Genomic DNA, 23,977 nt, shown 5'->3' on the forward strand with positions numbered 1-23,977 from the left:
TCACATTATATAAATTTCATTGAACAGATTGACAAATATGTCTAAATTTTTTTGAAAATATTTTGAAATTTTCTATAAGTGGTGGTATGATACCGTTGTCGCTAAGAATGATTAAAATATCACAAGATCATCGTTGGTTTGATCTATGTCGAAAAGAGGTGAGACCGTTTGGAAGAACAATCTTTATTGTTTCATATCGGACCATTATGGTTTGATGGGACTATTTTGATTATGACGATAATCACTTGTTTATTAGTGTTTCTTATTGTATTTCTATGCACAAGAAATTTAAAGCTAAAGCCGACTGGTAAACAAAATTTTATCGAATGGATCATTGAATTTGTCCGGAAAATCGTCGGTGATAATTTACCAGGTAAAGATGTCAGTACGTATCATTTGATTGCAGTAACGATGTTTTTATTTATTTTTATCGCTAATGAAATTGGATTAGTAACCAAAATAGTTGTTGAAAAGGATGTAACTCTTTGGAAGTCACCAACTGCTAATCCGGCTGTAACTCTGACACTAGCTTTAATGGCAATCGTCATGACACACTTTTTTGGTGTCAAAAAGTTAGGTTTTAAAGGCTATTTAGTAAATGCCTATTTGAAACCAGTAGGCTTTTTATTACCTATTAAGATTATCGAAGAGTTTACGAATATCATCACACTAGGATTACGTCTATATGGTAATATTTTTGCTGGTGAAGTTTTGTTAGGGTTGATTGCAAAAATGCTAATTGCCATGGGATGGTGGTCGTTACCTATCGTTATACCACTTGAGATGATCTGGATTGCCTTTTCATTGTTCATTGGAGCAATTCAAGCGTATGTATTTGTCACCTTGTTTATGGTATTTTTAAGTCACAAAGTTGTCGAAGAACATTAAAAAAAGTAAGAACTTATTAGGAGGAAAACAACATGAATTTTATCGCAGCAGGATTAGCAATTATTGGAGCAGCAATTGGAGCAGGGTATGGTAATGGTCAAGTAATTTCAAAAACGATTGAATCAATGGCTCGTCAACCTGAAATGTCAGGACAACTTCGTTCAACAATGTTTATCGGTGTTGCACTTGTTGAAGCTGTGCCAATTTTGGGCGTTGTTATTGCCTTATTATTGGTATTCAGATAATTAAATCAAAGTATGATGGATTTGTAATTTTTTGATTGCAGCCATGAAAGGAAGTTGCGCGATGCTTAATCAATTAGTACTAGCAGCAGCAGTAAAAAATACCACCTGGGGCAATATGATTGTCGTAAGTGGAGCTATGCTAATTCTACTGTTGCTTTTAAAACATTTTGCTTGGGGTTCAGTTAGCGACATGTTAAAAAAACGCGAGGAAAAGATTGCCAATGATATTGATTCTGCAGAACAATCTCGCGAAAAAGCAGCTGCGCTAGAAAAAGAAAGACAAAGTCAGTTGATGAATTCTCGTTCGGAAGCTGCTTCAATTATTCAAAATGCTAAAGATAGTGGAGAAGTTACCCGCCAATCAATCGTTGCTGATGCGAAGGATGAGGTTTCCCGATTAAAAGCAAAAGCACAATCTGATATTTCTATTGAAAAAGATGCAGCATTTACTGAGGTGAAGGATGAGGTTGCCGCTCTTTCATTACAAATTGCGGAAAAAATTCTTGGAAAAGAATTATCTCCAGAAGCCCATACCTCACTAATAAATGAATACATTGAAGATTTAGGAAAAAAAGATGAAGATTGATAAAGCCACCGTTGGTAAGCGTTATGCAAAAGCCCTCTTTGAATTGGCGGTTGAAGAAGGAAAGATGGATGAAATTTATCAAGATTTGCTCAGCTTACGAACCATTTATCAAGAAATTCCAACTTTAGGGGAGTTACTAAGCGATGTCCGTTTAGATAAAAATGAAAAAAGACAGCTGATGGATACATTAATAAAACCTTTTTCTGGCTTGATGGAACGTTTTTTAGAAATAGTATTTGAATACAATCGGATGGATGATTTTTTATTGATTGCCGCTGAATATGAACGTCGTCATGATGACAAGAAGGGCCTTGTCATTGGTACGGTCACAACGGCTGTAGCATTGAATAATCAACAAAAAGAGGCACTTGAAAACAAAACGGCTTCCCTTTTGAATTATCAAGATGCAAAGTTAGAAGAAAAAATTGATCCTACTATTATCGGCGGTGTGATTGTCGAAGCCAACCATCAAGTGATTGATGGTAGTGTAAAAAGTCGATTAGATTATCTCCGATCAAAATTAGCGAGATAAACAAGGGATGAGAGGTGAACCGAATGGCTATCAAAGCAGAAGAAATCAGTGCCTTGATTAAAGAACAAATAAAAAATTATAAAAATGAACTTTCCGTTGAAGAAATCGGAACAGTAACATATGTTGGGGATGGAATTGCCCGAGCACACGGTTTAGAAAATGCCATGAGTGGAGAATTACTTGAGTTCTCAAATGGTTCTTTTGGTATGGCTCAAAATTTAGAATCAAATGACGTCGGAATTATTATTTTGGGAGAATTTGAATCCATTCGTGAAGGCGACAAAGTGAAACGAACGGGTAAAATTATGGAAGTTCCTGTTGGCGAAACATTAATTGGTCGTGTTGTGAACCCTCTAGGTCAACCAATCGATGGTTTAGGAGAAATTAAGACGGATAAGAGCCGTCCAGTAGAAGCTCCAGCACCTGGAGTTATGCAGCGAAAATCGGTTCACGAACCTATGCAAACAGGGCTAAAAGCGATTGATGCATTAGTTCCAATTGGTCGTGGCCAACGGGAACTTGTTATTGGAGATCGGAAAACCGGAAAAACTTCTATCGCAATTGATGCAATTATTAACCAAAAGGGACAAGATATGATTTGTATCTATGTTGCAATTGGACAAAAGGATTCAACTGTTCGAACACAAGTGGAAACATTGCGTCGTTTTGGCGCATTGGATTATACAATTGTTGTTTCAGCGGGTGCTTCACAGCCTGCACCAATGCTATACATTGCTCCATATGCGGGTGCGGCAATGGGTGAAGAATTTATGTACAATGGCAAACATGTCTTAATTGTATATGATGATTTATCAAAACAAGCGGTTGCTTATCGTGAACTTTCTTTGCTACTTCGTCGGCCACCAGGTCGTGAAGCTTATCCTGGTGATGTCTTTTATTTGCATTCACGTTTATTAGAACGTGCAGCAAAACTTAGTGATGAACTAGGTGGAGGTTCAATGACCGCTCTTCCATTTGTTGAAACACAAGCAGGCGATATTTCGGCCTATATTCCAACAAATGTTATTTCGATTACCGATGGACAAATTTTCTTGGAAAGTGATTTATTCTATTCAGGAATTCGTCCAGCCGTTGATGCCGGCCTATCTGTTTCCCGTGTTGGTGGTTCAGCGCAAATCAAAGCAATGAAAAAAGTAGCTGGAACGTTACGTTTAGATTTGGCTAGTTACCGCGAATTAGAAGCATTTACTCAATTTGGGTCTGATTTAGATGCAGCAACGCAAGCAAAACTAAATCGTGGTCGAAGAACAGTAGAAATATTAAAACAAAAGCTACATTCTCCGTTAGCAGTTGAAAAGCAAGTAGTAAGTTTATATGCACTAACCCATGGATTCATAGATAGTATTCCAGTTGAAAAAGTTCTTGATTTTGAAGCACAATTATTTGATTATATTGAAGCAAATCAACCAGCTATATTTGAAACAATTCGTTCGACGAAGGATTTGCCATCAGAAGATGATCTAAATAAGGTAATTAAAGATTGCAAAGAACTTTTTGCTGCTTCATTAAACCAACCAATTTCATCAGCCGAAGACAAACTGTCAACTATTGAAAATGCATAAGTGTAAGGAAGAGGTGAAGCGCAATGGGAGCTTCTTTAAATGAGATAAAGCAGCGAATTGCTTCCACTAAGAAAACCAGCCAAATCACCAAAGCCATGCAAATGGTCTCGGCTGCAAAGCTAACGAAATCTGAAGCGCACTCTAGACAATTTCAGGTCTACGCTTCAAAAGTTCGGGAAATTGTAACACATTTAGCAGCACAACAATTGACAGACCTTGCTAGTTCACAAGATATCAAGAAGGGAATCAATTACAATAGTATGTTGCTCAGCCGCCCCGTGAAAAAAACTGGCTATATTGTCATTACATCTGATGGTGGTTTAGTTGGAGGATACAATAGCTCAATTTTGAAGCAAATGATGAATATGATTAATGAAGATCATCAAAATGCCAATGAATACGTCATGATTGCTATTGGTGGAACAGGTGCAGATTTTTTCAAAGCTAGGGGGATTCATCTTGCTTATGAACTACGAAATTTATCTGATCAACCTAGTTTCGAAGAGGTAAGAAAAATTGTAAATATGGCGACTTCGATGTATCAAACAGAAGTTTTTGACGAACTCTATGTTTGTTACAATCACCACGTCAATTCTCTAACAAGCCAATTTCGAATTGAAAAAATGTTACCAATTACTGATTTGGATCCAAGCGAAGCCAAAAAATACGAACAAGAGTATTTATTTGAACCTTCAAGGGAGGCCATTTTGGATCAATTGTTACCCCAATACGCAGAAAGTTTAATTTATGGAGCAATTGTGGATGCGAAAACAGCTGAACATGCAGCAGGGATGACTGCGATGAAAACAGCAACGGATAATGCCAAACATATTATTGATGATTTGACGATTAGCTACAATCGTGCGCGTCAAGGGGCAATTACCCAAGAAATTACCGAAATTGTTGGTGGTGCTGCTGCACTCGAATGATTTTCGTGAATGAATGGAGGAAAATAAATGAGTTCAGGCAAAATTGTCCAAGTAATTGGACCCGTTGTTGACGTTGAATTCTCATTAGATGAGTCATTACCAGATATCAACAATGCACTTGTTGTCTATAAAAATGATGCGAATAAAACAAAGGTTGTTTTGGAAGCAGCATTAGAGTTAGGAGACGGTGTTATACGGGCAATTGCAATGGAGTCAACAGATGGACTACAACGAGGAATGGAAGTTGTTGACACGAGTAAGTCTATCTCTGTCCCAGTTGGGAAGGAGACATTGGGTCGCGTATTTAACGTCTTAGGAGAAACGATCGATTTACAAGAACCTTTTCCGAAAGATGCCAGCCGTAGTGGCATTCATAAACCAGCACCAAACTTTGATGAATTGAGTACAAGTACAGAAATATTGGAAACTGGAATTAAAGTTATCGATTTACTAGCACCGTACTTAAAAGGTGGGAAAGTTGGCTTATTTGGTGGTGCTGGAGTAGGAAAAACAGTATTGATTCAAGAATTAATTCATAATATTGCTCAAGAACACGGAGGTATTTCAGTCTTTACCGGTGTTGGAGAACGTACTCGTGAAGGGAATGACCTTTATAACGAAATGCGTGAATCTGGTGTAATCGAAAAGACCGCCATGGTGTTTGGGCAAATGAATGAGCCACCAGGTGCTCGGATGCGTGTTGCCTTAACAGGATTGACAATTGCTGAGTATTTTCGAGATGTAGAAGGACAGGACGTTCTTTTATTTATTGATAATATTTTCCGCTTTACTCAAGCTGGTTCAGAAGTGTCTGCTTTATTAGGACGGATGCCTTCTGCTGTTGGTTACCAACCTACATTGGCAACTGAAATGGGTCAATTGCAAGAACGAATCACATCAACGAAAAAAGGTTCAGTTACCTCTATTCAAGCAATTTATGTTCCTGCCGATGACTATACTGACCCGGCGCCAGCAACGGCATTTGCCCATTTGGATGCAACAACCAACTTGGAAAGAAAATTAACAGAACAAGGTATCTATCCTGCTGTGGATCCACTTGCGTCTTCTTCAAGTGCATTGGCACCAGAAATTGTGGGTGAAGAACATTATCAAGTTGCGACAGAAGTTCAACATACCTTGCAACGTTATCGCGAACTCCAGGATATTATTGCAATTTTGGGTATGGATGAATTATCTGAAGATGAAAAAGTGCTTGTCTCTAGAGCTAGAAGAATCCAATTTTTCTTGTCACAAAACTTCCACGTAGCTGAACAATTTACTGGGCAACCAGGTTCATATGTGCCTGTTTCAGAAACCATTCAAGGATTTAAAGATATCCTAGATGGTAAATATGATGATTTGCCTGAAGAAGCTTTTCGTAGTGTCGGAAGAATTGAAGAGGCTGTTGAAAAAGCTAAAAAACTAGGCTATTAGAAAGAGGTGTACCATGGGTCAATACTTAACTGTAAATGTGGTAACGCCAAACGGACTTGTCTATGATCATCATGCTTCAATAGTCGTAGCGAAAACAACGGATGGTGAATTGGGAATTCTCCCAAATCATATTCCAGTTATTGCACCACTTTTAATAGATGAAGTCAAAGTCGGTCGCAATGATGCGGATGGACATGTTGATTGGATTGCTGTTAATGGTGGCATTATGGAAGTTCGGGATAGCATCGTTTCAATTGTAGCAGATAGTGCAGAGCGTGAACGTGACATTGATGTATCTCGTGCAGAACGAGCAAAACTTCGTGCAGAACGTATGATTGAGGAAGCAAAACAAAAAGATGACGTAGATGAACTCCGACGCGCAACGGTTGCTCTACATAGAGCAATCAATCGGATTAACGTCTCAAAGCATGCTTAAATTTCAAAAGAGAAGTCTCTATTTTTGTTAGAGGCTTCTTTTATTTGATAAAATTGTTGCGCACAAGATATTTTTTTAATGGTCGGTTTTATGGTATTATGTTGCTATGGGTTTTTGTCAGAGAGGATGTGAAGTCGGTGCAAGTATATGGAATAGATGTAATTATTCGTATATGCAGTCATTTAGCCTTTATTTATTTAACCTTTTGGAGTTTGAAGGCCCTTCGATTGGAAGTGTTTTTTCAGTCGTTACAAACACCGCAAATTCGAACGATAATTTTGCTACTCTCAATTTCAATTGGGTACACAGCTAGCAATTTTTTTTTAGAATTAATCGTGTTAAGTAAGAATTTATTTTTAAGCGGAATTTAATCGAACAATTGAAGATTTGGGCAAGCCTGATTCACTTTGGAGGGAACAATAATGGATGAAATTATCGTTAAAGGCGGTAATCAGTTAAAGGGTACAGTTAAAATTGAAGGGGCAAAAAATGCGGTTTTACCGATACTTGCCGCTAGTTTATTGGCAGATGATGGCGTGACAATCTTACATAATGTACCAATACTATCGGATGTATTTACAATGAATGAAGTAATCCGACAATTAAATGCAGAAGTATTATTTGAGGAACAGAATAATAAAGTCATGATAGATGCTACCGATGAGTTAAAAAGTGAAGCTCCTTACGAGTATGTGAGTAAAATGCGAGCATCCATTGTTGTTATGGGGCCACTATTAGCTAGAAAAGGCCATGCAAAAGTGGCGATGCCCGGAGGTTGTGCAATCGGCAAACGTCCTATTGATTTACATTTAAAGGGATTCCAGGCATTGGGTGCTAAAATTATTCAAAAGGATGGTTACATCGAAGCATTTGCAGATCAGTTGATTGGTGCGAATATTTATCTAGATTTCCCAAGTGTGGGGGCAACTCAAAATATTATGATGGCTGCAGTGAAAGCTAAAGGAACGACTGTGATAAGCAATGTTGCTCGCGAGCCAGAAATTGTTGACTTAGCCAATATATTGAATAAAATGGGTGCAAAAATTTTTGGTGTTGGTACGGAAACAATGCGTATCGAAGGTGTCGATAAGCTGCATGCAGTAGAACATGCCATTGTACAAGATCGTATTGAAGCTGGAACATTTATGGTTGCGGCTGCAATGACACAGGGAGATGTTCTCATTGAGAACGCAATAGTCGAACACAATCGACCATTATTATCAAAATTAGCTGAGATGGGTGCAAAAATTTCTGAGAATGAAAGAGGAGTTCATATTATTGGTCCTGAAATCCTTAAGGCAACGGATATTAAGACGATGCCACATCCAGGATTCCCTACAGATATGCAAGCGCAAATGACTGCAATTCAAATGCTTGCTCAAGGAAGAAGCGTCATTACTGAGACGGTTTTTGAGAACCGTTTTCAACATTTGGAAGAAATGATGCGCATGAATGCAAATGTAAAAATTGATGGAAATGTTGCAATTATTGATGGACCCAACCAACTTCAAGGAGCAATTGTTTATGCAACAGATCTTCGCGCAGCTGCGGCGTTAATCTTAGTTGGTTTATGCGCAGATGGGATAACTAGAGTGAGAAATTTAAAATATTTAGATAGAGGTTATTATCAATTTCATAAAAAATTACAACATTTAGGCGCAAAGATTGAACGAATTTCTGATAGTACAGATCAGAAGGTTTCGGCTCTCTCATTTAATTAGGATGTGATTAGGATGAAAAACACTTCAACAATTCTTATGTCTCTTTTTAAAGTGTTACTAGTTATTCTGCTTGCAATGTTGCTCTTTCTTGCCGGTTTAATGGTTGGTTATGGATATATTGGAGAAGGCAAACCAACAGGGATTTTTAGTGGAGAATTATGGCAACACATCTTTCAATTTTTCTTATAGAGGGATATCGATGTTTTTTGAACAGTGAGGTTAAAGAATGAAAAAAGTAGTTATTTGGTTAGTCAGAGGATATCAGCGTTTTATTTCTCCTCTATTTCCACCAAGTTGCCGCTATTATCCAACGTGCTCTAATTATATGATTCAGGCAGTAACTGTTCATGGGTTTTTTAAAGGGACGCTTATGGGGGTGTCGAGAATTTTTCGTTGCCATCCTTTTGTTCATGGAGGGCTTGATTACGTGCCTCTACATTTCTCACTTGCAAGGAATAAAAAAGATAAAATTCAACCAAATTATCAAGAAAATAGTAAGCGAAAACATCATTAGAAATGGTGTTTTCTTTTTTTTTTTGGAAAAAATTCACAAAAATGAAAAGGGATAATTTAATAAAGTTTTCTATGACAGAATAAATAAAATATTCTGAAAATTTATTGACATTTGTTACTTTTTTAGGTATATTATGATTCATATTCAGGGGAAATTAAGGGAGGAAATACAATGAAGAAGAAGTTGGCTTTTTTGTTTGCAAGTTTGTTCTTATTGAGTGCTTGTAGCGCTAGTCCGACAGGCAAGTCGGGTGGATCAGCAGACGGAGGAAACAAACAAACAGGAGATACAATCAAAATTGGTGTTAACTTAGAACTGTCAGGTAAAGTTGCGGGTTATGGCTCACAAGAAAAAGACGGTATTGAACTAGCTGTAGAGCAAATTAATAAAGATGGCGGTATTCTTGGCAAAAAAGTGAAATTAGTTGTCAAAGATAATAAGTCTGATAACAATGAAGCTGCCACTGCTGCAGCTAACTTAGCTACAAATGATAAGGTTGTAGCTATTATTGGACCGGCTACATCAGGTGCGTCAAAAGCTGTCATTCCTAATATCACGAAAGCTCAAGTACCATTCATTACTCCTTCTGGAACAGATGATTCTGTTACAATGAATAATGGAAAAGTACAAGAGTATGTCTTCCGTTCTAGTTTCCAAGATAGCTTCCAAGGAAAAGTTTTGGCCCAATATGCAACAGATAAATTGGACTCTAAGAAAGTAGCCATCTTAGGAGATAATTCAAGCGATTATGCAATTGGTTTAACCAAAGCATTTAAATCTGAATACAAAGGTGATGTTGCTATTGAAGAAAACTTTACTAGTGGTGATAAGGATTTCCAAGCAGTATTAACAAAAATTAAGAATTCAGATTTTGATGTTTTGTACGTTCCGGGATATTATGAAGAAGCAGGGCTAATCATTAAACAAGCTCGAGAAATGGGAATTACCCAACCAATTCTTGGCGCGGATGGTTTTGGAGATGAAAAAATTGTTCAATTGGCTGGTGCAAGCAATGTCAGTGATGTTTACTATACTGGACATTTCTCAATCTTAGCTCCAGCAAATGACACGGTCCAACCTTTTATTGACGCATTTAAAGAAAAATATGGTACAGAACCTTCAACATTCAATGCGCTAGCTTATGATGCAATGAATATGATTAAACAAGCGATAACAGATCAAAAATCAGCTGATTCAGCTGCTATTACAAAAGGTCTTGCAAATTTGAAAAACTTCGAGGGTGTAACTGGTAATATTTCAATTGATAAAGATCACAATCCTGAAAAATCTGTGGTAGTTATTAAGTATACTGATGGAAAAGAAAGCTCAGCAGAGACGGTCAATCCATAAGTAAGTGAGTAGCGGGGCTGGGGCAAAATCTTAGTGGTTTTGTCGTAGCCCTTTTCTTGACAATAAAAAAATGGAAGTGATGAGATGGAAGTATTAATACAACAAGTCATAAACGGGCTTTTTCTCGGTAGTATTTACGCGTTAATGGCTCTAGGATATACAATGGTTTACGGCATCATCAAATTAATTAATTTTGCGCATGGTGAGATTTACATGATAGGTAGTTTCATTGGATATTTCTTAATCAAACAATTAGGTTTTGGTTTTTTCCCTTCGATGTTAATCGCAATGATTGGTTGTGCAATTTTAGGTGTGGTTATTGAATTTCTGGCTTATCGTCCTCTAAGAAAATCAACACGAATCTCCGCATTAATTACAGCTATTGGTGTTTCATATTTATTGCAAAATGTGATGATTTATTTCTTTAAACCAGATACCCGTCCATTTCCACAGGTCATCACACGCCATAATTACCAACTTGGGTTTATCTCTGTGAGCAACATACAGTTATTGATTCTTGGTGTATCACTTTTATTGATGGTATTGTTGCAGTTAATCATTCAAAAAACAAGAATGGGTAAAGCAATGCGTGCAGTGAGTGTGGATACGGATGCGGCTCAATTGATGGGAATCAATGTGAACCGGACCATTTCATTTACATTTGCTCTTGGTTCCGCATTAGCGGCTGCAGGAGGAATGTTGATTGGGTTGTACTATAATTCCATTGATCCTATGATGGGGGTTGTACCAGGTTTGAAATCTTTTGTTGCGGCTGTTTTGGGTGGCATAGGTGTTATACCAGGAGCTGCTATTGGGGGATTTGTTATTGGACTCATTGAAACAATCTCTACTGCTTTGGGATTTTCCGACTACAAAGATGCGTTGGTTTATGTAGTACTCATTATCATTTTACTTGTTCGACCAGCTGGCATTTTAGGAAAAAATATTAAAGAGAAAGTGTAGGTGGCATAAATGAAAAAGAATTTGAAGTACAACATTACATGGTTGCTACTTACATTGATTATCTATTTTGTGTTATTTGGCTTGTATAGTGGTGGTTTTATTAATATTTTTACGGATGCGATTATTGTTAATATTGGAATTAATATTATCTTGGCGGTTAGCTTAAACTTGATTATTGGCTTTTCAGGTCAATTCTCATTAGGTCATGCTGGTTTTATGGCCATAGGGGCATATGCGAGCGCAATTATCACAACGAAAAATCCTACTTTTGGTGGTTTTCTTTTATCGATTATCGTAGGGATGCTATTTGCAGGAATTGTAGCGTTTGTTGTCGGAACACCAACATTGCGATTAAAAGGGGACTATCTTGCTATTGCAACCTTGGGGATTTCAGAAATCATCCGGATTTTGATTGTCAATAATAGTTGGCTTACGAATGGTCCTTCAGGTATTTTTGGGATTCCTGAGTTTAGTAACTGGCAGTTGGTGTTTATTTTTGCAGCGTTGACGGTTGTTTTTGTCTCCAATTTTATTAATAGTGGTGGTGGACGTGCTACCCTTTCAGTGAGAGAAGATGAAATTGCTGCTGAATCAATGGGAGTGAATACGACCAAATACAAAGTGATTGCGTTTGTTTTCGGAGGCATGCTAGCGAGTCTGGCAGGAACGTTGTATGCAAGTTATCAACAATCCGTTTTCCCTAGTGACTATACTTTTAACAAATCCATCGATATCCTTATTATTGCCGTGTTTGGTGGCCTAGGGAGTACGACAGGATCCGTTTTAGCAGCAATTGTGCTAGGTATTTTAAACATGTACTTGCAAGATTTTGGTAGCCTACGAATGATTATCTATGCGTTAGCTTTAATAGGTATCATGATTTTCAAACCAAGTGGCCTGCTCGGTACTTGGGAGTTTTCAGTAAAACGGTTGTTCAATCGTTTTAGTAAGAAGGAGGGAGATTTAGATGGCACTTCTAACAGTAAATAATTTGACCAAAAATTTTGGTGGCTTGGCTGCTGTCTCCCATGTAACGATTTCAGTTGAAGAAAATGAATTGATTGGTTTAATTGGTCCGAATGGTGCAGGAAAAACAACCCTATTTAATCTTCTAACAGGAGTATATGAACCTAGTTCCGGTGATGTGTTATTAAAAGTTGGTGGCAAAGAAGAGCGGCTGAATGGTATGAAACCATACAAGGTGGCCAATTTAGGTTTATCCAGAACGTTTCAAAACATTCGTCTGTTTAAAGATTTAACTGTTTTAGATAATGTACTTGTGGCGATGAATTCAAAAAATAAAGAAGGTTTCTTTACAAGTATTTTTAGATTGCCCAAATATTATCAAACAGAAACCAAAATGTTGACGAAAGTGAAAGAACTTCTTCAAATTTTTGGACTTGATACCAAGATGAATACACTGGCAAAGAATCTTCCTTATGGAGAACAAAGAAGATTGGAAATTGTTCGAGCCTTGGCAACACAACCCAAAATTCTTTTTCTTGATGAACCAGCAGCAGGAATGAATCCACAAGAAACAGCTGAATTGACACAATTAATCCGGAAGATTCAACGTGAATTTCAAATAACGATTGTATTGATTGAACATGATATGAGTTTAGTAATGGACGTTTGTGAACGTATTTATGTCTTGGAATATGGACAAGTTATTGCTCATGGAACACCAAGTGAGATCAAAAATAATCCGAAGGTAATCCAAGCATATTTAGGGGGCGATATATAATGTTGGAGATTGAAAATTTATCTGTCCACTATGGGATGATTCAGGCTGTTCATGATGTCTCATTTCACGTCAATCAAGGAGAAATTGTATCTTTAATAGGGGCAAATGGTGCAGGAAAAACAACCATTCTAAGAACTATTTCTGGATTAACAAGGCCATCAAAAGGGAAGATTATCTTTGAAAAAAAGGAAATTGAGAAATTAGCGCCTCAAAAAATTGTTGCTTCGGGCTTATCTCAAGTACCTGAAGGGCGTCACGTTTTTCCAGGATTAACGGTACAGGAAAACCTGGAAATGGGTGCTTTTTTACGAAAAGATAAGCAGGTAAAGCAAGATTATGAACAAGTTTTTAATAAGTTTCCAGTTTTAAAGGAACGAAAAAATCAAGATGCGGCAACTTTATCAGGAGGGGAACAGCAAATGTTGGCAATGGGGCGAGCGCTGATGTCAAAACCCAAACTACTCCTACTAGATGAACCTTCCATGGGACTAGCCCCTATTTTTATAAGGGAAATTTTTTCCATTATTCAAGAAATACAAAAACAAGGAACAACTATTTTATTAATTGAACAGAATGCAAAAATGGCACTATCAATTGCTAATCGAGGCTATGTCTTAGAGACTGGGAAAATAGTACTTGAAGGAACAGGCCAAGAACTGTTAGCGAGTGAGGCCGTGAAGAAAGCATACTTGGGAGGATAAAACCATGAGTGTTAGTGATTTTATGACAAAAAAAGTTGTGACCGTAACACCATCAACACCGGTGTTTGATGCAATTGATTTAATGAAAGCAAATGGCATTCACCGTTTGCCAGTGTTAGAAGGCGATCATTTGGTAGGACTCATTACTGAAGGAGTTATTCAAGCGGCGTTACCTTCTAAGGCAACAACTTTGAGTGTGTATGAATTAAACTATTTAATCAACAAAACAAAAGTAGAAGATATTATGATTAAGGACGTCTTGACCATTCAACCGAATGCGTTATTAGAAGATGCAATTGCAAAAATGCGTGCGAATAGCATTGCGGTTTTACCAGTAATGGATGAAGGTAATTTAGTTGGGATTATTACCAACAATGATATTTTTGACGCATTTTTGAAGATAACTGGCTATCATGAAGGTGGAACAAGAATCAGTGTGAATATTGCGAAAGATCGGTCAGGGGTGATTGCTGACTTGGCTAAAATCTTAGCTGATCACGAAATGAGCATTTCAACAATTGTTGTGAACAGAAAAGTTGACGGCACGATAGTAGAATTTCAAGTTGTTTCAAAACAAGTGGCAGAAATTCGGCAATTATTTGAGCAAGCTGGTTACCAAGTGGTGGATGCTGTTTTAACGAATATTTGATAAAGCATAATCAAGGTGGCTGTAAAAATGGTCACCTGTTTTTTTTATGAATGATATATGCTAAAATATTTGTGAGGTGGGAAAATGCGAAAAAATAAAGATACAGAAATTCGATTTGAGGAAACAACAAAAGAATTAAAAGGCAAAAGTTATGATGTAGGGGAACTTTACTTAGGAAAAAAGAAGATTGGTGAAATTTTGGTGTACACACCAAAAGATTTTCAGGTATTTATTGGTGAAGATAATTGTGGAAGTGCAAAAAGTATGGATGATGCCTTAGAATTATTTATTCGTCAATGGAATTTACAAGATTAAAAAAATTGATATTCTACTTGCAATGCGTTATATAATGTTGTATTATAACGAAGTCGGGTTATTCAGACAACATTGGAGGAGTAGCGAAGTGGCTAAACGCGGCGGACTGTAAATCCGTTCCTTTCGGTTCAGTGGTTCGAATCCACTCTCCTCCACCATTGGGGTATAGCCAAGCGGTAAGGCAAGGGACTTTGACTCCCTCATGCGTTGGTTCGAATCCAGCTACCCCAGTCTTGCAAATAAAGGGAGTATCGAAATTTCGATGCTCCCTTTATTTTTGGTAAAAATGTTATTTTAAAGGAGGATTACTATGAAAATTAGTAAAAAAGTCAAATTGGCTATTCGCGAAGCTGCACTGGAAGTTTATGATTTATCAAAAAAGGATTTTGAAGAATCCAAACAAAAAATGGGCTTCAAAACGAAACAGGGAAAGTCACAAGCTACTCAACAAAAAATTAAATGGCATGCGAAAAATAAATAGAAGAAGTTCATTTGTTGCAGAAATTAGGGAGATAGAGTATGGCTGAGCAAACACCTATTTACATTCAAATACATGACGAAATGAAACGTAAAATAGAAGAAAACATATGGAAGATAGGAGACCGCATTCCCTCAGAACGTGAGTTATCAATTCAGTTTGGCGTTAGTCGGATGACTCTTCGACAAGCAATTCAAAATCTATCCGATGAAGGTATCTTAGAAAGAAAAGTTGGTTCGGGAACGTATGTAGCAAATCAAAAAGTACAAGAAAAAATGACGGGAACAACGAGCTTTACGGAGATTATGTTATCGCAAGGGAGAACTCCTTCTAGTAAAGTAACCTCTTATTTTGTTACTTCTCCTAGTTCAAGCGAAATTGAGAAGTTACGGTTGCATGAAAAGCAACAGGTATTACGGATGGAAAGAATTCGTTATGCTGATGGTGTTCCAATCTGTTTTGAGATAGCCTCAATACCCGAGTATCTGATTAATCACTTTACAAAAGAGGCGATTACGACTTCTTTCTATCGAATTTTAGAAGATGAAGGGTATAAAATAGGAAGAGCAAATCAGACAATTTCTGCAACTATTGCTTCTGAAAAAATTGCTGATTTTTTAAATATTAAACGTGGTGAGGCTGTTTTACGTTTGCGACAAACCTCTTTTTTTGAAGATGGTACACCGTTTGAATATGTGCGTACCCAATATGTCGGTTCACGATTTGAGTTTTATTTGGAGAAATAATCTATCTGCTATTCGTTGCCTCAATCGGATATTCATAGTATTTTCTCGGTCCATCTTCGAACTGAATGTTATTGTTTAGTAATTCAATAAGTTCCTTTTTTATCACAGGTAGCTGATCAGATGCAATGGTAAGTGCAACTTTATCAGAGAAATCGGTCGAAATAACTTTAATTTGTTTGCTTTGAAAAAAATAATTGATTTGATTTAAATAGGAATAGTCAACAAAAGCAGTGGCAGTATATTCTAAACGTCGTTGGACGAGTCCCGCTTTAGTTAAAGTAGAGGTTGTTGCATGTGCATAGGCGCGCAGTAACCCCCCTGTTCCTAATTTTGTACCACCAAAATAGCGCGTAACAATTGCGAGTGTATTTTTAACTTGTTGTGCTTTTAATACTTCTAAAATGGGGACACCAGCCGTTCCACTAGGTTCACCATCGTCACTTGAACGATGAATTTCGGGCGTTTCGCCTACAATGAAAGCATAGCAATTGTGGTTTGCTTTTGTGTGCATTTTTTTAGTAGTTGAAATGATTTCTCGAGCTTCTTCTTCATTAGTGACTCGATGAAGTGCGCAAATAAAGCGTGATTTTTTGATAATTTGTTCAGTTGTTTCATCTTTTGCAATCGTAATGTAAGTCTGGTTCAAATAATTCCCTCCTTTTCAAGTAAGTATAGACAATCATTTTGTTGTTTTCAACTTGATTGGGAGAGATTGAGGATTATTGGTCTTGAGAAGGTGGCGATAAAATGGAGAGAAAAAAGAAATACGATGTCATTACCCATTATTTAAAAAACAATGGAGGGAGTCAAGTTACATTAACTTTTACTCAATTTGATGAGCTTCTTTTTCCTTCGGCGGGATTGCCTAAAACCGCCCGATCCTCAACTGAATGGTGGGCCAATGATTATCGTCACCCGGAAAATGGGGCGTATGCGTGGTTAAATGCCAATTATGAGGTGATACACATTAATTTGAGCAAAGAATATGTCGTGTTTGTCCCTTTATTAAAATCAAATTCAATTTTTTTAGAAAAATGAAACTATAAATGAAAAGGAGTAAAAAATTTGAAGAGGATGATGTTGGTTTGCAGTACAGGTTTGACCACGGATATTTTGGTTACGAAAATTGTGAAGACCATTTTTTCAAATAACCTGGGGATCGATGTTTTGGCAATCAATGCGCATCAGGCAATCGATGAATACAAAAAAAGAAAACCCGATATCGTTTTACTCAGTCCTCAAGTTAGATACATGAAAAAGGATCTAGCACTTCTAACGGAGATAGACCAGATTCCTTTGGTTGTCATTGATATGAAGGATTATGGATTGTTAGATGGGGAAACTATACTTTATAAGGCAATGAAGTTATTGGGAATTTCGGCTGAAAACTAAATTTCATGAATTTTTAGCCAGTCTAGTTTTTAGAAGATGTGTTACTAGGAAATGTAAAAAGATAGCTGTTTTTTCATAATATGTAGACGAAATATGCAAGATTGTTTTTCCAAGATTCATTGGCTTGTAGAAAGGAAATCTGCGAAACTCTTTTGAAAGAAATAGATAACTGCTTAGCAAGAAAGCTCACCACCGTTCGATTATTGTTTTTTTACAGTAGAAGGACGTTAGGTGTTTTTTTTTGCGTATCTTTTAAGGGAGGGAAAAATTTTGGTAGATATTGGGAGATTAGAAGTATGTCACAAATCAGTTCTTCCATCTGGTAGCTACATGCGACTGGCATTGATAAAAGAGGGAGAATCGCTCATTTGCAATCGTTGTGGTTCAGTGTCTCATGCACAAGAATTCTATTTGCCATATAAGGGAACCTATTATTGTCCGCAGTGTATTCATTACGGAAGGCTGACGACGGAGGATTATTTAGTCTGGAACGAACAAAGTATTTATCAACCAAGAAAAATTGATTTTCAATGGAAGGGAGTCTTAACGGTTGGTCAACAAAAAGTTGCGGATCGAATTATAACAAACTATCAAAGCAGTAATGATTCATTAATTTGGGCTGTAACCGGATCTGGAAAAACCGAAATGATTTTTCCATTAATCAAACATGCGTTGAAAAGTGGTGGGAGAGTGGCAGTTTGTTCACCTAGAATTGATGTTTGTCGCGAGTTATTTCCGAGAATTGCTGAAGCCTTCCCTAATGAGCATCCATTACTTTTACATGGAAATTCAGAAGAAAACTATCGATTTTGTTTTTTAACCATTTGTACGATGCATCAATTATTGTATTTTTATCATGCGTTTGACTTGCTAATTATTGACGAGGCAGATGCATTTCCTTATGAAGGAAATACAATGTTGATGTTTGCAAGCAAGAATGCATTAAAAGAAAATGGACGCATGCTTTTCTTGACAGCAACTCCGTCTAAATTTTTACTGAATCATTTAAGAACGAATACAGAAATTCTCAAGCTACCAAGACGATACCACGGTCGGCCTTTACCTGTACCTAAATTAGTTTGGCAAAATAATTGGTCAAATTGTCAACATTTTTGGTTTAAAAGAAAACTGGTGGAATTAGTGGATAGATTAATTGATCATTCATTTGTACTTATTTTTTGCCCCAGTATTTTATATATGCACCAACTATATAAACAATTAGTGGGTATCTACGGCGAGCAAATAATGACAACCGTTCATTCGGAGGACCCAAATAGAAAAGAAAAAGTTCAACTTGCTAGAGAAAAGTCATTTAAGATTCTAATTACCAGTACCATTTTAGAACGTGGGGTGACGTTTGAGCAGGTTTCTGTTATTGTTATCGGCGCGAATCATCGCATTTATACCAAATCTTGTTTGGTTCAAATTGCTGGGCGTGTTGATCGAAAAGGAAACCAAAGAAATGGGGAAATCTATTTTATTTTTAATCGAAAAACAACTGCAATGAGAGAAGCCATATACGAGATAAAATGGATGAATCAATTAGCATTGGAGGAAAGAAGAGATGGACTGTAAGTACTGTCGAAAGCCAATTATTCGAAATTTAACAATTGTCGAATGCTTGTTACCCTTAGCAATTTATCCAGAAATTTGTGTTGAATGCCAAAAAAAATTTCAGCGAATTGATGAGAACTGTTGTCCATATTGTTCCAGACAACAATCAACCAAAATGATTTGTTCAGATTGTGAGAAATGGGCAAAATTATATCCAGAATATCACTTTCAACATACAGCCTTGTATCAGTACAATCAAGGAATGAAAGAGTGGATATACCGTTTTAAATTTTTAGGCGATATTCAGTTGGCCTCGACCTTTTCCAAGGAGTTAAATAAAGCAATTCATAAGCAAAAGGTAGACATTGTATGTCCAATCCCCCTATCAAATAAAAGAAAACAAGAGCGGGGGTATAACCAAGTGGAGGAAATATTGAAAGCGGCGAAAGTACCGTACCAATTATTATTGAGTAAAAGAGATGACCTTTCACCCCAAAGTGAAAAAACGAAAGAAGAACGCCTAAAAATGAGTCAACCTTTTGAACTTTCATGGACAGATAAAATGACCGATTGTTCAATTTTAATTGTTGATGATGTTTATACAACTGGTCGAACAATGTTGCATGCAATTGACTGTTTTAAAGAGCTGACTAGGGTGAAAATAAAAACATTCTCATTGGCACGATAGACTTTTTCAATTTGTTAACGATTTCTTTTACTTTTCTTATTCTTTTGGTTATACTATTAGTGTAGAAAGAAATAAGAGTGGTCCTTTATTTCTTTTGAATTGGTAGATGAAAGGGGCAATTGTTATGTTTAAGTATAATGTTCGTGGAGAAAATATCGAGGTTACAGAAGCAATCAGAGATTACGTAGTCAAAAAAGTTGGCAAGTTAGAACGCTACTTTAGTGATGTACCAGATGCGACTGCACACGTAAACCTAAAAGTGTATTCTGACAAAACGGCAAAAGTCGAAGTAACGATTCCACTTCCATATCTTGTATTAAGAGCTGAAGAAACTTCTCCAGATTTGTATGCAAGTGTTGATTTGGTAGTTGATAAACTAGAACGCCAAATACGAAAATTTAAAACAAAAATTAACCGGAAATCTCGTGAGGTAGTTATTCCTGATAATATTGCAATTCCTCCATTTGAAAAAGAGGAAGAAGTAGCTGAGTTGGAAATCGTCCGTACAAAGAGACTTTCATTGAAACCAATGGATAGTGAAGAAGCTGTCTTGCAAATGAATATGTTGGGTCATAATTTCTTTATCTTTGAAGATGCAGAATCAAATGGAACAAGTATTGTGTATCGTCGGAAAGATGGAAAGTATGGGTTGATTGAAACAAATTAATCATTTTGATTCTAAAAAGGCACTCCTAGTTGTCATTGGGGTGCCTTTTTTTGATTATCCGTAACTTAATCGATAGAAAATATTTCAATTCTTGACAAGTAATGATAAAATGGTTTGGAGACTTTCATATGAATTTGAAAAAGGATTGAAGGAGAATTATATACGAATGGCCAATTTGTTAAAAACAATTATTGAAAATGATAAAAAAGAACTTCGAAGATTAGACCATATTGCCAAAAAAGTTGAGGCCTTTGCTGATCAAATGGCTGCTTTAAGTGATGAACAACTCCAGGCAAAAACGAATGAATTTCGGGACCGTTTCAATGCGGGAGAAACATTGGACCAACTATTACCAGAAGCTTTTGCAGTTGTGCGAGAAGCAGCGAAACGTGTACTGGGACTATATCCATATCATGTGCAATTAATGGGTGGGATTGTGTTGCATGATGGTAACATCCCCGAAATGCGTACTGGTGAAGGAAAAACGTTGACAGCTACTATGCCGGTTTATCTAAATGCTTTATCCGGAAAGGGAGTGCACGTTGTCACTGTAAATGAATATTTAGCAACACGTGACTCTACTGAAATGGGTGAGTTATATAATTTCTTGGGGATGACGGTTGGACTAAACATTAATTCATTGTCTTCTGAAGAAAAAAGAGCTGCTTATGCATGTGACATTACTTATAGCACAAATAATGAACTTGGGTTTGACTATTTACGTGACAATATGGTTGTTTATCGTCATCAGATGGTTCAAAGACCGTTGAATTATGCGATTGTCGATGAAGTGGACTCAATTTTAATCGACGAAGCACGGACACCACTTATCATATCTGGACAAGCTGAGAAATCGACGGCTTTATATATTCGTGCGGATAACTTTGTCAAGAAACTCAAAGAAGAAGATGATTACAAAATCGACTTGCAATCAAAAACAATTGGGTTTACTGAATTAGGAATTGAAAAAGCAGAAGAGAACTTTGGTTTGACCAATTTGTATGATATCGAGAATACAGCGTTGACACACCATCTTGATCAAGCTTTGCGTGCAAACTACATTATGATTCGTGATATTGACTATGTGGTGCAGGAAAATAAAGTTTTAATTGTTGACCAATTTACTGGTCGTATTATGGATGGTCGTCGTTATTCTGACGGCTTACACCAAGCAATCGAAGCCAAAGAAGGCGTTGAGATTGAAGATGAAACCAAGACAATGGCAACCATTACGTTCCAGAATTTTTTCAGAATGTATAAAAAGCTAGCTGGGATGACCGGTACAGCGAAAACAGAGGAAGAAGAATTCCGGGAAATTTATAATATTCAAGTTATTCAAATCCCGACCAATCGGCCTGTTATTCGTGATGATCGAGCAGATTTACTTTATCCAACTTTAGAAAGTAAATTCAAAGCGGTTGTTCAAGATATTAAAGAACGTTATCGAAAAGGACAACCTATATTAGTGGGGACTGTGGCAGTTGAAACGTCAGAGTTGCTATCTAATTTATTAAACCAAGAAAAAGTACCCCATGAAGTATTGAATGCCAAAAACCATTTTAAAGAAGCGGAAATCATTCTGAATGCTGGTCAAAAGGGCGCTGTCACAATTGCTACAAATATGGCTGGTCGTGGTACAGATATTAAGCTTGGATTAGGTGTTGCTGAAGTTGGAGGACTTGCTGTTATTGGGACTGAACGACATGAATCGCGAAGAATTGATAATCAGCTTCGTGGTCGATCAGGACGTCAAGGTGACCCAGGTATTTCTCAATTTTATCTTTCATTAGAAGATGATTTGATGAAACGTTTTGGTTCGGAACGAATCAAATCATTTTTAGAACGTTTGAAAATAGACGAGGAAGACGCGGTTATTCAAAGTCGTATGTTGACCAAACAAGTTGAGTCAGCTCAGAAACGTGTAGAAGGAAATAACTATGATACACGGAAAAATGTCTTACAATATGATGATGTGATGCGTGAACAACGCGAAGTGATTTATAAACAGCGTCAACAAGTGATTATGGAAGATCAAACACTTTCTGATCAATTACTTGGTATGGTACGTCGAACGATTGACCGAATGGTTGACAGTCATACCCAGTTAGACCAAAAAGAGTGGAATTATGAGGGAATCGTTGATTTTGCAAGTAGTGCACTGGTGCATGAAGATAGTATTTCTGTTGATCAATTAACGGGAAAGACCGTTCAAGAAATCAAAGATGATTTATACAATCGAGCAAAAACTATTTTTGATAAAAAAGCCGAACAATTGAATAGTCCGGAACAGTTGCTTGAATTTGAAAAGGTCGTAATTTTACGAGTAGTCGATTCCAAGTGGACGGACCATATTGATGCAATGGATCAACTTCGCCAATCAATTGGGTTACGGGCATATGGTCAAAACAATCCATTGGTTGAATACCAAACTGAAGGATATTCGATGTTTGAGGCAATGGTTGGTGCAATAGAGTATGAAGTGACGCGGCTATTTATGAAAGCTGAAATTCGTCAAAATATTCAACGCGAACAAGTCGCTCAAGGAGAAGCCGAGCAGGAAGAACCAGCTGCTCCGCAAAAACCCGTTCATGTGAAGAAAGTTGGAAGAAATGATCCTTGCCCATGTGGTAGTGGAAAAAAATACAAAAATTGTCATGGTAAAGGGATTTAAAAGCCACAGAAAGCTGGTCAGCAGTCGTTGTCCAGCTTTTTTATGCCAAAGAGTATATTGGAGGAAATGAAAATGGAAGTTTTTGAAATTAAAAATGAGTTAAATGACATGCACCAAAAAATCAATAGTTTTAGGAGGTCTCTTTGACTTAGATAAATTGGAAGAAGGAATTGCAGAAGCAGAACATCGAATGGCTGAGCCCGGATTTTGGGATGATACGCAAAATGCACAGAAAATTATCAATGAAAATAATAGTAATAAAGAGGCTTTCGATCAGTTTCATGAACTTGAGAGTGAACTGGAAGATTTGGACGTTTTGCTTGAGATGGTTCAAGAAGAATCAGATGCTGAAATGGAATCTGAACTATTCACACGATCAAGTGAACTTCGTGAAAAAATGAATGTTTATGAATTAGCGATGTTGTTAGATGGCCCGTATGATCACAATCATGCAATCATTGAACTGCATCCAGGAGCAGGAGGCACCGAATCCCAGGATTGGGGCAGCATGCTTTTAAGAATGTATCAAAGATGGGCAGATAAAAGAGGATTTCAAGTGGAAACACTTGATTATCTTCCAGGTGATGAAGCGGGGATTAAGAGTGTCTCCCTCTTAATTAAGGGGCGAAATGCATATGGCTATCTAAAATCTGAAAAGGGTGTCCACCGTTTAGTGAGAATTTCACCTTTTGACTCGGCAAATCGTCGCCATACTTCTTTTTGTTCTGTGGATGTGATGCCTGAGTTAGATGATACGATTGCTATCGGCATCAATCCAGATGACCTAAAAATTGATACTTACCGTGCAAGTGGAGCAGGTGGTCAACATATTAATAAGACGGAATCTGCTGTTCGTATTACTCACTTGCCTACTGGAACGGTGGTTGCTAGTCAAGCGCAACGTTCTCAATTAAAAAATAGAGAACAAGCAATGGGAATGTTAAAAGCCAAATTATACCAACTAGCATTGGAAAAACAAGAACAAGAAGCAGCAGCATTAAGAGGGGAACAAATGGAAATTGGTTGGGGTTCGCAAATACGTTCTTATGTCTTCCATCCATATTCAATGGTAAAAGATCATCGTACCAACTATGAAACAGGAAATGTTCAAGCAGTGATGGACGGCGAGATTGATGGGTTTATTGATGCGTATTTAAAGCAAAAATTAAATCAAGCGTAAAAAAAGTTAAC

Annotated in this window: 29 protein-coding genes and 2 tRNA genes; 30 read left to right on the plus strand and 1 reads right to left on the minus strand. The window is 37.1% G+C overall.

The window, feature by feature from the left end:
• The first annotated feature begins 168 nt into the window (after positions 1-168).
• From atpB to ACFSR0_RS08880, 23 genes are all read left to right on the plus strand, one after another.
• The gene (atpB, locus tag ACFSR0_RS08770; RefSeq protein ID WP_379981941.1) at positions 169-888 is read left to right on the plus strand and encodes a F0F1 ATP synthase subunit A; all 720 of its coding nucleotides are present in this window, start codon (positions 169-171) and stop codon (positions 886-888) included.
• Positions 889-920: 32 nt separating this feature from the next.
• Positions 921-1,133, plus strand: coding sequence for an ATP synthase F0 subunit C (gene atpE, locus ACFSR0_RS08775; protein ID WP_379981943.1), 213 nt, complete (start codon positions 921-923; stop codon positions 1,131-1,133).
• A 61-nt stretch (positions 1,134-1,194) separates the two neighbouring features.
• The gene (gene atpF / locus ACFSR0_RS08780; RefSeq protein ID WP_379981945.1) at positions 1,195-1,719 is read left to right on the plus strand and encodes a F0F1 ATP synthase subunit B; all 525 of its coding nucleotides are present in this window, start codon (positions 1,195-1,197) and stop codon (positions 1,717-1,719) included.
• Positions 1,709-2,251, plus strand: a complete 543-nt coding sequence (atpH, locus tag ACFSR0_RS08785; RefSeq protein WP_379981947.1) for an ATP synthase F1 subunit delta — start codon at positions 1,709-1,711, stop codon at positions 2,249-2,251. Before atpF ends, atpH begins: the two co-directional genes overlap by 11 nt.
• A gap of 23 nt (positions 2,252-2,274) precedes the next feature.
• Positions 2,275-3,834 (plus strand): F0F1 ATP synthase subunit alpha, encoded by a 1,560-nt coding sequence (atpA, locus tag ACFSR0_RS08790; protein ID WP_379981949.1) that lies wholly within the window; start codon positions 2,275-2,277, stop codon positions 3,832-3,834.
• 23 nt (positions 3,835-3,857) lie between these two features.
• Entirely contained in the window at positions 3,858-4,763 is a 906-nt protein-coding gene (locus ACFSR0_RS08795; protein ID WP_379981951.1) for a F0F1 ATP synthase subunit gamma, read from the plus strand.
• 27 nt (positions 4,764-4,790) lie between these two features.
• Positions 4,791-6,197 (plus strand): F0F1 ATP synthase subunit beta, encoded by a 1,407-nt coding sequence (gene atpD, locus ACFSR0_RS08800; RefSeq protein ID WP_379981953.1) that lies wholly within the window; start codon positions 4,791-4,793, stop codon positions 6,195-6,197.
• Positions 6,198-6,210: 13 nt separating this feature from the next.
• Complete coding sequence (locus ACFSR0_RS08805; protein ID WP_379981955.1) at positions 6,211-6,633, plus strand: F0F1 ATP synthase subunit epsilon; 423 nt, start codon at positions 6,211-6,213, stop codon at positions 6,631-6,633.
• A 137-nt stretch (positions 6,634-6,770) separates the two neighbouring features.
• Complete coding sequence (locus ACFSR0_RS08810) at positions 6,771-7,004, plus strand: DUF1146 family protein (RefSeq protein WP_379981957.1); 234 nt, start codon at positions 6,771-6,773, stop codon at positions 7,002-7,004.
• A gap of 51 nt (positions 7,005-7,055) precedes the next feature.
• On the plus strand, positions 7,056-8,354 hold the full coding sequence (gene murA, locus ACFSR0_RS08815; protein ID WP_379981959.1) for a UDP-N-acetylglucosamine 1-carboxyvinyltransferase: 1,299 nt from the start codon (positions 7,056-7,058) through the stop codon (positions 8,352-8,354).
• A gap of 12 nt (positions 8,355-8,366) precedes the next feature.
• Positions 8,367-8,543: a DNA-directed RNA polymerase subunit beta gene (locus tag ACFSR0_RS08820; RefSeq protein WP_379981961.1), complete on the plus strand. Its 177-nt coding sequence runs from the start codon at positions 8,367-8,369 to the stop codon at positions 8,541-8,543.
• Between the two features lie 37 nt (positions 8,544-8,580).
• Entirely contained in the window at positions 8,581-8,868 is a 288-nt protein-coding gene (gene yidD, locus ACFSR0_RS08825; protein WP_379981963.1) for a membrane protein insertion efficiency factor YidD, read from the plus strand.
• Between the two features lie 171 nt (positions 8,869-9,039).
• Complete coding sequence (locus tag ACFSR0_RS08830) at positions 9,040-10,218, plus strand: ABC transporter substrate-binding protein (RefSeq protein ID WP_379981965.1); 1,179 nt, start codon at positions 9,040-9,042, stop codon at positions 10,216-10,218.
• Between the two features lie 84 nt (positions 10,219-10,302).
• Positions 10,303-11,181 carry a branched-chain amino acid ABC transporter permease gene (locus tag ACFSR0_RS08835; protein ID WP_379981967.1) on the plus strand — a complete coding sequence of 293 codons (879 nt, stop codon included), beginning with the start codon at positions 10,303-10,305 and terminating at the stop codon, positions 11,179-11,181.
• 9 nt (positions 11,182-11,190) lie between these two features.
• Entirely contained in the window at positions 11,191-12,171 is a 981-nt protein-coding gene (locus ACFSR0_RS08840; RefSeq protein ID WP_379981969.1) for a branched-chain amino acid ABC transporter permease, read from the plus strand.
• Positions 12,149-12,925 (plus strand): ABC transporter ATP-binding protein, encoded by a 777-nt coding sequence (locus ACFSR0_RS08845; protein WP_379981971.1) that lies wholly within the window; start codon positions 12,149-12,151, stop codon positions 12,923-12,925. The genes ACFSR0_RS08840 and ACFSR0_RS08845 overlap by 23 nt, the downstream gene beginning before the upstream one ends.
• Positions 12,925-13,626 (plus strand): ABC transporter ATP-binding protein, encoded by a 702-nt coding sequence (locus ACFSR0_RS08850; protein WP_379981973.1) that lies wholly within the window; start codon positions 12,925-12,927, stop codon positions 13,624-13,626. The genes ACFSR0_RS08845 and ACFSR0_RS08850 overlap by 1 nt, the downstream gene beginning before the upstream one ends.
• Before the next feature lie 4 nt (positions 13,627-13,630).
• Positions 13,631-14,275, plus strand: a complete 645-nt coding sequence (locus tag ACFSR0_RS08855; RefSeq protein WP_379981975.1) for a CBS and ACT domain-containing protein — start codon at positions 13,631-13,633, stop codon at positions 14,273-14,275.
• Between the two features lie 84 nt (positions 14,276-14,359).
• Positions 14,360-14,590, plus strand: coding sequence for a DUF2969 domain-containing protein (locus tag ACFSR0_RS08860; protein WP_379981977.1), 231 nt, complete (start codon positions 14,360-14,362; stop codon positions 14,588-14,590).
• A 74-nt stretch (positions 14,591-14,664) separates the two neighbouring features.
• Positions 14,665-14,748, plus strand: a tRNA-Tyr gene (locus tag ACFSR0_RS08865).
• A gap of 1 nt (position 14,749) precedes the next feature.
• A tRNA-Gln gene (locus ACFSR0_RS08870) sits at positions 14,750-14,821 on the plus strand.
• 79 nt (positions 14,822-14,900) lie between these two features.
• The gene (locus tag ACFSR0_RS08875; RefSeq protein ID WP_379981979.1) at positions 14,901-15,071 is read left to right on the plus strand and encodes a hypothetical protein; all 171 of its coding nucleotides are present in this window, start codon (positions 14,901-14,903) and stop codon (positions 15,069-15,071) included.
• Positions 15,072-15,109: 38 nt separating this feature from the next.
• The gene (locus ACFSR0_RS08880; protein WP_379981981.1) at positions 15,110-15,814 is read left to right on the plus strand and encodes a GntR family transcriptional regulator; all 705 of its coding nucleotides are present in this window, start codon (positions 15,110-15,112) and stop codon (positions 15,812-15,814) included.
• Position 15,815: 1 nt separating this feature from the next.
• On the opposite strand, the gene ACFSR0_RS08885 is transcribed toward ACFSR0_RS08880, so the two are convergent.
• Positions 15,816-16,460, minus strand: a complete 645-nt coding sequence (locus ACFSR0_RS08885; protein ID WP_379981983.1) for a YigZ family protein — start codon at positions 16,458-16,460, stop codon at positions 15,816-15,818.
• A gap of 101 nt (positions 16,461-16,561) precedes the next feature.
• Here ACFSR0_RS08885 and ACFSR0_RS08890 point away from each other — a divergent pair, with 101 nt between their 5' ends.
• The 7 genes from ACFSR0_RS08890 (at position 16,562) to prfB (ending at position 23,966) form a co-directional block, all read left to right on the plus strand.
• Positions 16,562-16,852 (plus strand): DUF7662 domain-containing protein, encoded by a 291-nt coding sequence (locus ACFSR0_RS08890; RefSeq protein WP_379981985.1) that lies wholly within the window; start codon positions 16,562-16,564, stop codon positions 16,850-16,852.
• A gap of 36 nt (positions 16,853-16,888) precedes the next feature.
• Positions 16,889-17,206, plus strand: coding sequence for a PTS sugar transporter subunit IIB (locus tag ACFSR0_RS08895; RefSeq protein ID WP_379982008.1), 318 nt, complete (start codon positions 16,889-16,891; stop codon positions 17,204-17,206).
• A 270-nt stretch (positions 17,207-17,476) separates the two neighbouring features.
• Complete coding sequence (locus ACFSR0_RS08900; protein WP_379981987.1) at positions 17,477-18,781, plus strand: DEAD/DEAH box helicase; 1,305 nt, start codon at positions 17,477-17,479, stop codon at positions 18,779-18,781.
• Positions 18,771-19,448 (plus strand): ComF family protein, encoded by a 678-nt coding sequence (locus ACFSR0_RS08905; protein WP_379981989.1) that lies wholly within the window; start codon positions 18,771-18,773, stop codon positions 19,446-19,448. Before ACFSR0_RS08900 ends, ACFSR0_RS08905 begins: the two co-directional genes overlap by 11 nt.
• 124 nt (positions 19,449-19,572) lie before the next feature.
• The gene (hpf, locus tag ACFSR0_RS08910) at positions 19,573-20,115 is read left to right on the plus strand and encodes a ribosome hibernation-promoting factor, HPF/YfiA family (RefSeq protein WP_379981991.1); all 543 of its coding nucleotides are present in this window, start codon (positions 19,573-19,575) and stop codon (positions 20,113-20,115) included.
• A 166-nt stretch (positions 20,116-20,281) separates the two neighbouring features.
• Positions 20,282-22,786: a preprotein translocase subunit SecA gene (gene secA, locus ACFSR0_RS08915; protein WP_379981993.1), complete on the plus strand. Its 2,505-nt coding sequence runs from the start codon at positions 20,282-20,284 to the stop codon at positions 22,784-22,786.
• A 72-nt stretch (positions 22,787-22,858) separates the two neighbouring features.
• Positions 22,859-23,966, plus strand: a protein-coding gene (gene prfB / locus ACFSR0_RS08920) for a peptide chain release factor 2 (protein ID WP_379981995.1) whose coding sequence is annotated in 2 segments (ribosomal slippage) — positions 22,859-22,930 and positions 22,932-23,966 — 1,107 coding nt in all. Because the reading frame shifts where the segments join, the coding sequence is not laid out codon by codon here.
• Positions 23,967-23,977: the final 11 nt, after the last annotated feature.

Source organism: Enterococcus camelliae (assembly GCF_042685105.1).
GTDB classification, from domain to species: Bacteria; Bacillota; Bacilli; order Lactobacillales; family Enterococcaceae; genus Enterococcus_G; species Enterococcus_G camelliae.

What these genes read in the sequence shown, in the direction of transcription:
- ACFSR0_RS08895 (WP_379982008.1), top strand. Translation starts at nt 16,889, where the DNA reads ATGATGTTGGTTTGCAGTACAGGTTTGACCACGGATATTTTGGTTACG.
- ACFSR0_RS08830 (WP_379981965.1), top strand. Translation starts at nt 9,040, where the DNA reads ATGAAGAAGAAGTTGGCTTTTTTGTTTGCAAGTTTGTTCTTATTGAGT.
- hpf (WP_379981991.1), top strand. Translation starts at nt 19,573, where the DNA reads ATGTTTAAGTATAATGTTCGTGGAGAAAATATCGAGGTTACAGAAGCA.
- atpE (WP_379981943.1), top strand. Translation starts at nt 921, where the DNA reads ATGAATTTTATCGCAGCAGGATTAGCAATTATTGGAGCAGCAATTGGA.
- ACFSR0_RS08850 (WP_379981973.1), top strand. Translation starts at nt 12,925, where the DNA reads ATGTTGGAGATTGAAAATTTATCTGTCCACTATGGGATGATTCAGGCT.
- ACFSR0_RS08845 (WP_379981971.1), top strand. Translation starts at nt 12,149, where the DNA reads ATGGCACTTCTAACAGTAAATAATTTGACCAAAAATTTTGGTGGCTTG.
- ACFSR0_RS08835 (WP_379981967.1), top strand. Translation starts at nt 10,303, where the DNA reads ATGGAAGTATTAATACAACAAGTCATAAACGGGCTTTTTCTCGGTAGT.
- yidD (WP_379981963.1), top strand. Translation starts at nt 8,581, where the DNA reads ATGAAAAAAGTAGTTATTTGGTTAGTCAGAGGATATCAGCGTTTTATT.
- atpF (WP_379981945.1), top strand. Translation starts at nt 1,195, where the DNA reads ATGCTTAATCAATTAGTACTAGCAGCAGCAGTAAAAAATACCACCTGG.
- murA (WP_379981959.1), top strand. Translation starts at nt 7,056, where the DNA reads ATGGATGAAATTATCGTTAAAGGCGGTAATCAGTTAAAGGGTACAGTT.
- ACFSR0_RS08795 (WP_379981951.1), top strand. Translation starts at nt 3,858, where the DNA reads ATGGGAGCTTCTTTAAATGAGATAAAGCAGCGAATTGCTTCCACTAAG.
- ACFSR0_RS08820 (WP_379981961.1), top strand. Translation starts at nt 8,367, where the DNA reads ATGAAAAACACTTCAACAATTCTTATGTCTCTTTTTAAAGTGTTACTA.
- atpH (WP_379981947.1), top strand. Translation starts at nt 1,709, where the DNA reads ATGAAGATTGATAAAGCCACCGTTGGTAAGCGTTATGCAAAAGCCCTC.
- atpD (WP_379981953.1), top strand. Translation starts at nt 4,791, where the DNA reads ATGAGTTCAGGCAAAATTGTCCAAGTAATTGGACCCGTTGTTGACGTT.
- ACFSR0_RS08855 (WP_379981975.1), top strand. Translation starts at nt 13,631, where the DNA reads ATGAGTGTTAGTGATTTTATGACAAAAAAAGTTGTGACCGTAACACCA.
- ACFSR0_RS08875 (WP_379981979.1), top strand. Translation starts at nt 14,901, where the DNA reads ATGAAAATTAGTAAAAAAGTCAAATTGGCTATTCGCGAAGCTGCACTG.
- ACFSR0_RS08805 (WP_379981955.1), top strand. Translation starts at nt 6,211, where the DNA reads ATGGGTCAATACTTAACTGTAAATGTGGTAACGCCAAACGGACTTGTC.
- ACFSR0_RS08840 (WP_379981969.1), top strand. Translation starts at nt 11,191, where the DNA reads ATGAAAAAGAATTTGAAGTACAACATTACATGGTTGCTACTTACATTG.
- ACFSR0_RS08890 (WP_379981985.1), top strand. Translation starts at nt 16,562, where the DNA reads ATGGAGAGAAAAAAGAAATACGATGTCATTACCCATTATTTAAAAAAC.
- ACFSR0_RS08905 (WP_379981989.1), top strand. Translation starts at nt 18,771, where the DNA reads ATGGACTGTAAGTACTGTCGAAAGCCAATTATTCGAAATTTAACAATT.
- atpA (WP_379981949.1), top strand. Translation starts at nt 2,275, where the DNA reads ATGGCTATCAAAGCAGAAGAAATCAGTGCCTTGATTAAAGAACAAATA.
- ACFSR0_RS08860 (WP_379981977.1), top strand. Translation starts at nt 14,360, where the DNA reads ATGCGAAAAAATAAAGATACAGAAATTCGATTTGAGGAAACAACAAAA.
- ACFSR0_RS08880 (WP_379981981.1), top strand. Translation starts at nt 15,110, where the DNA reads ATGGCTGAGCAAACACCTATTTACATTCAAATACATGACGAAATGAAA.
- secA (WP_379981993.1), top strand. Translation starts at nt 20,282, where the DNA reads ATGGCCAATTTGTTAAAAACAATTATTGAAAATGATAAAAAAGAACTT.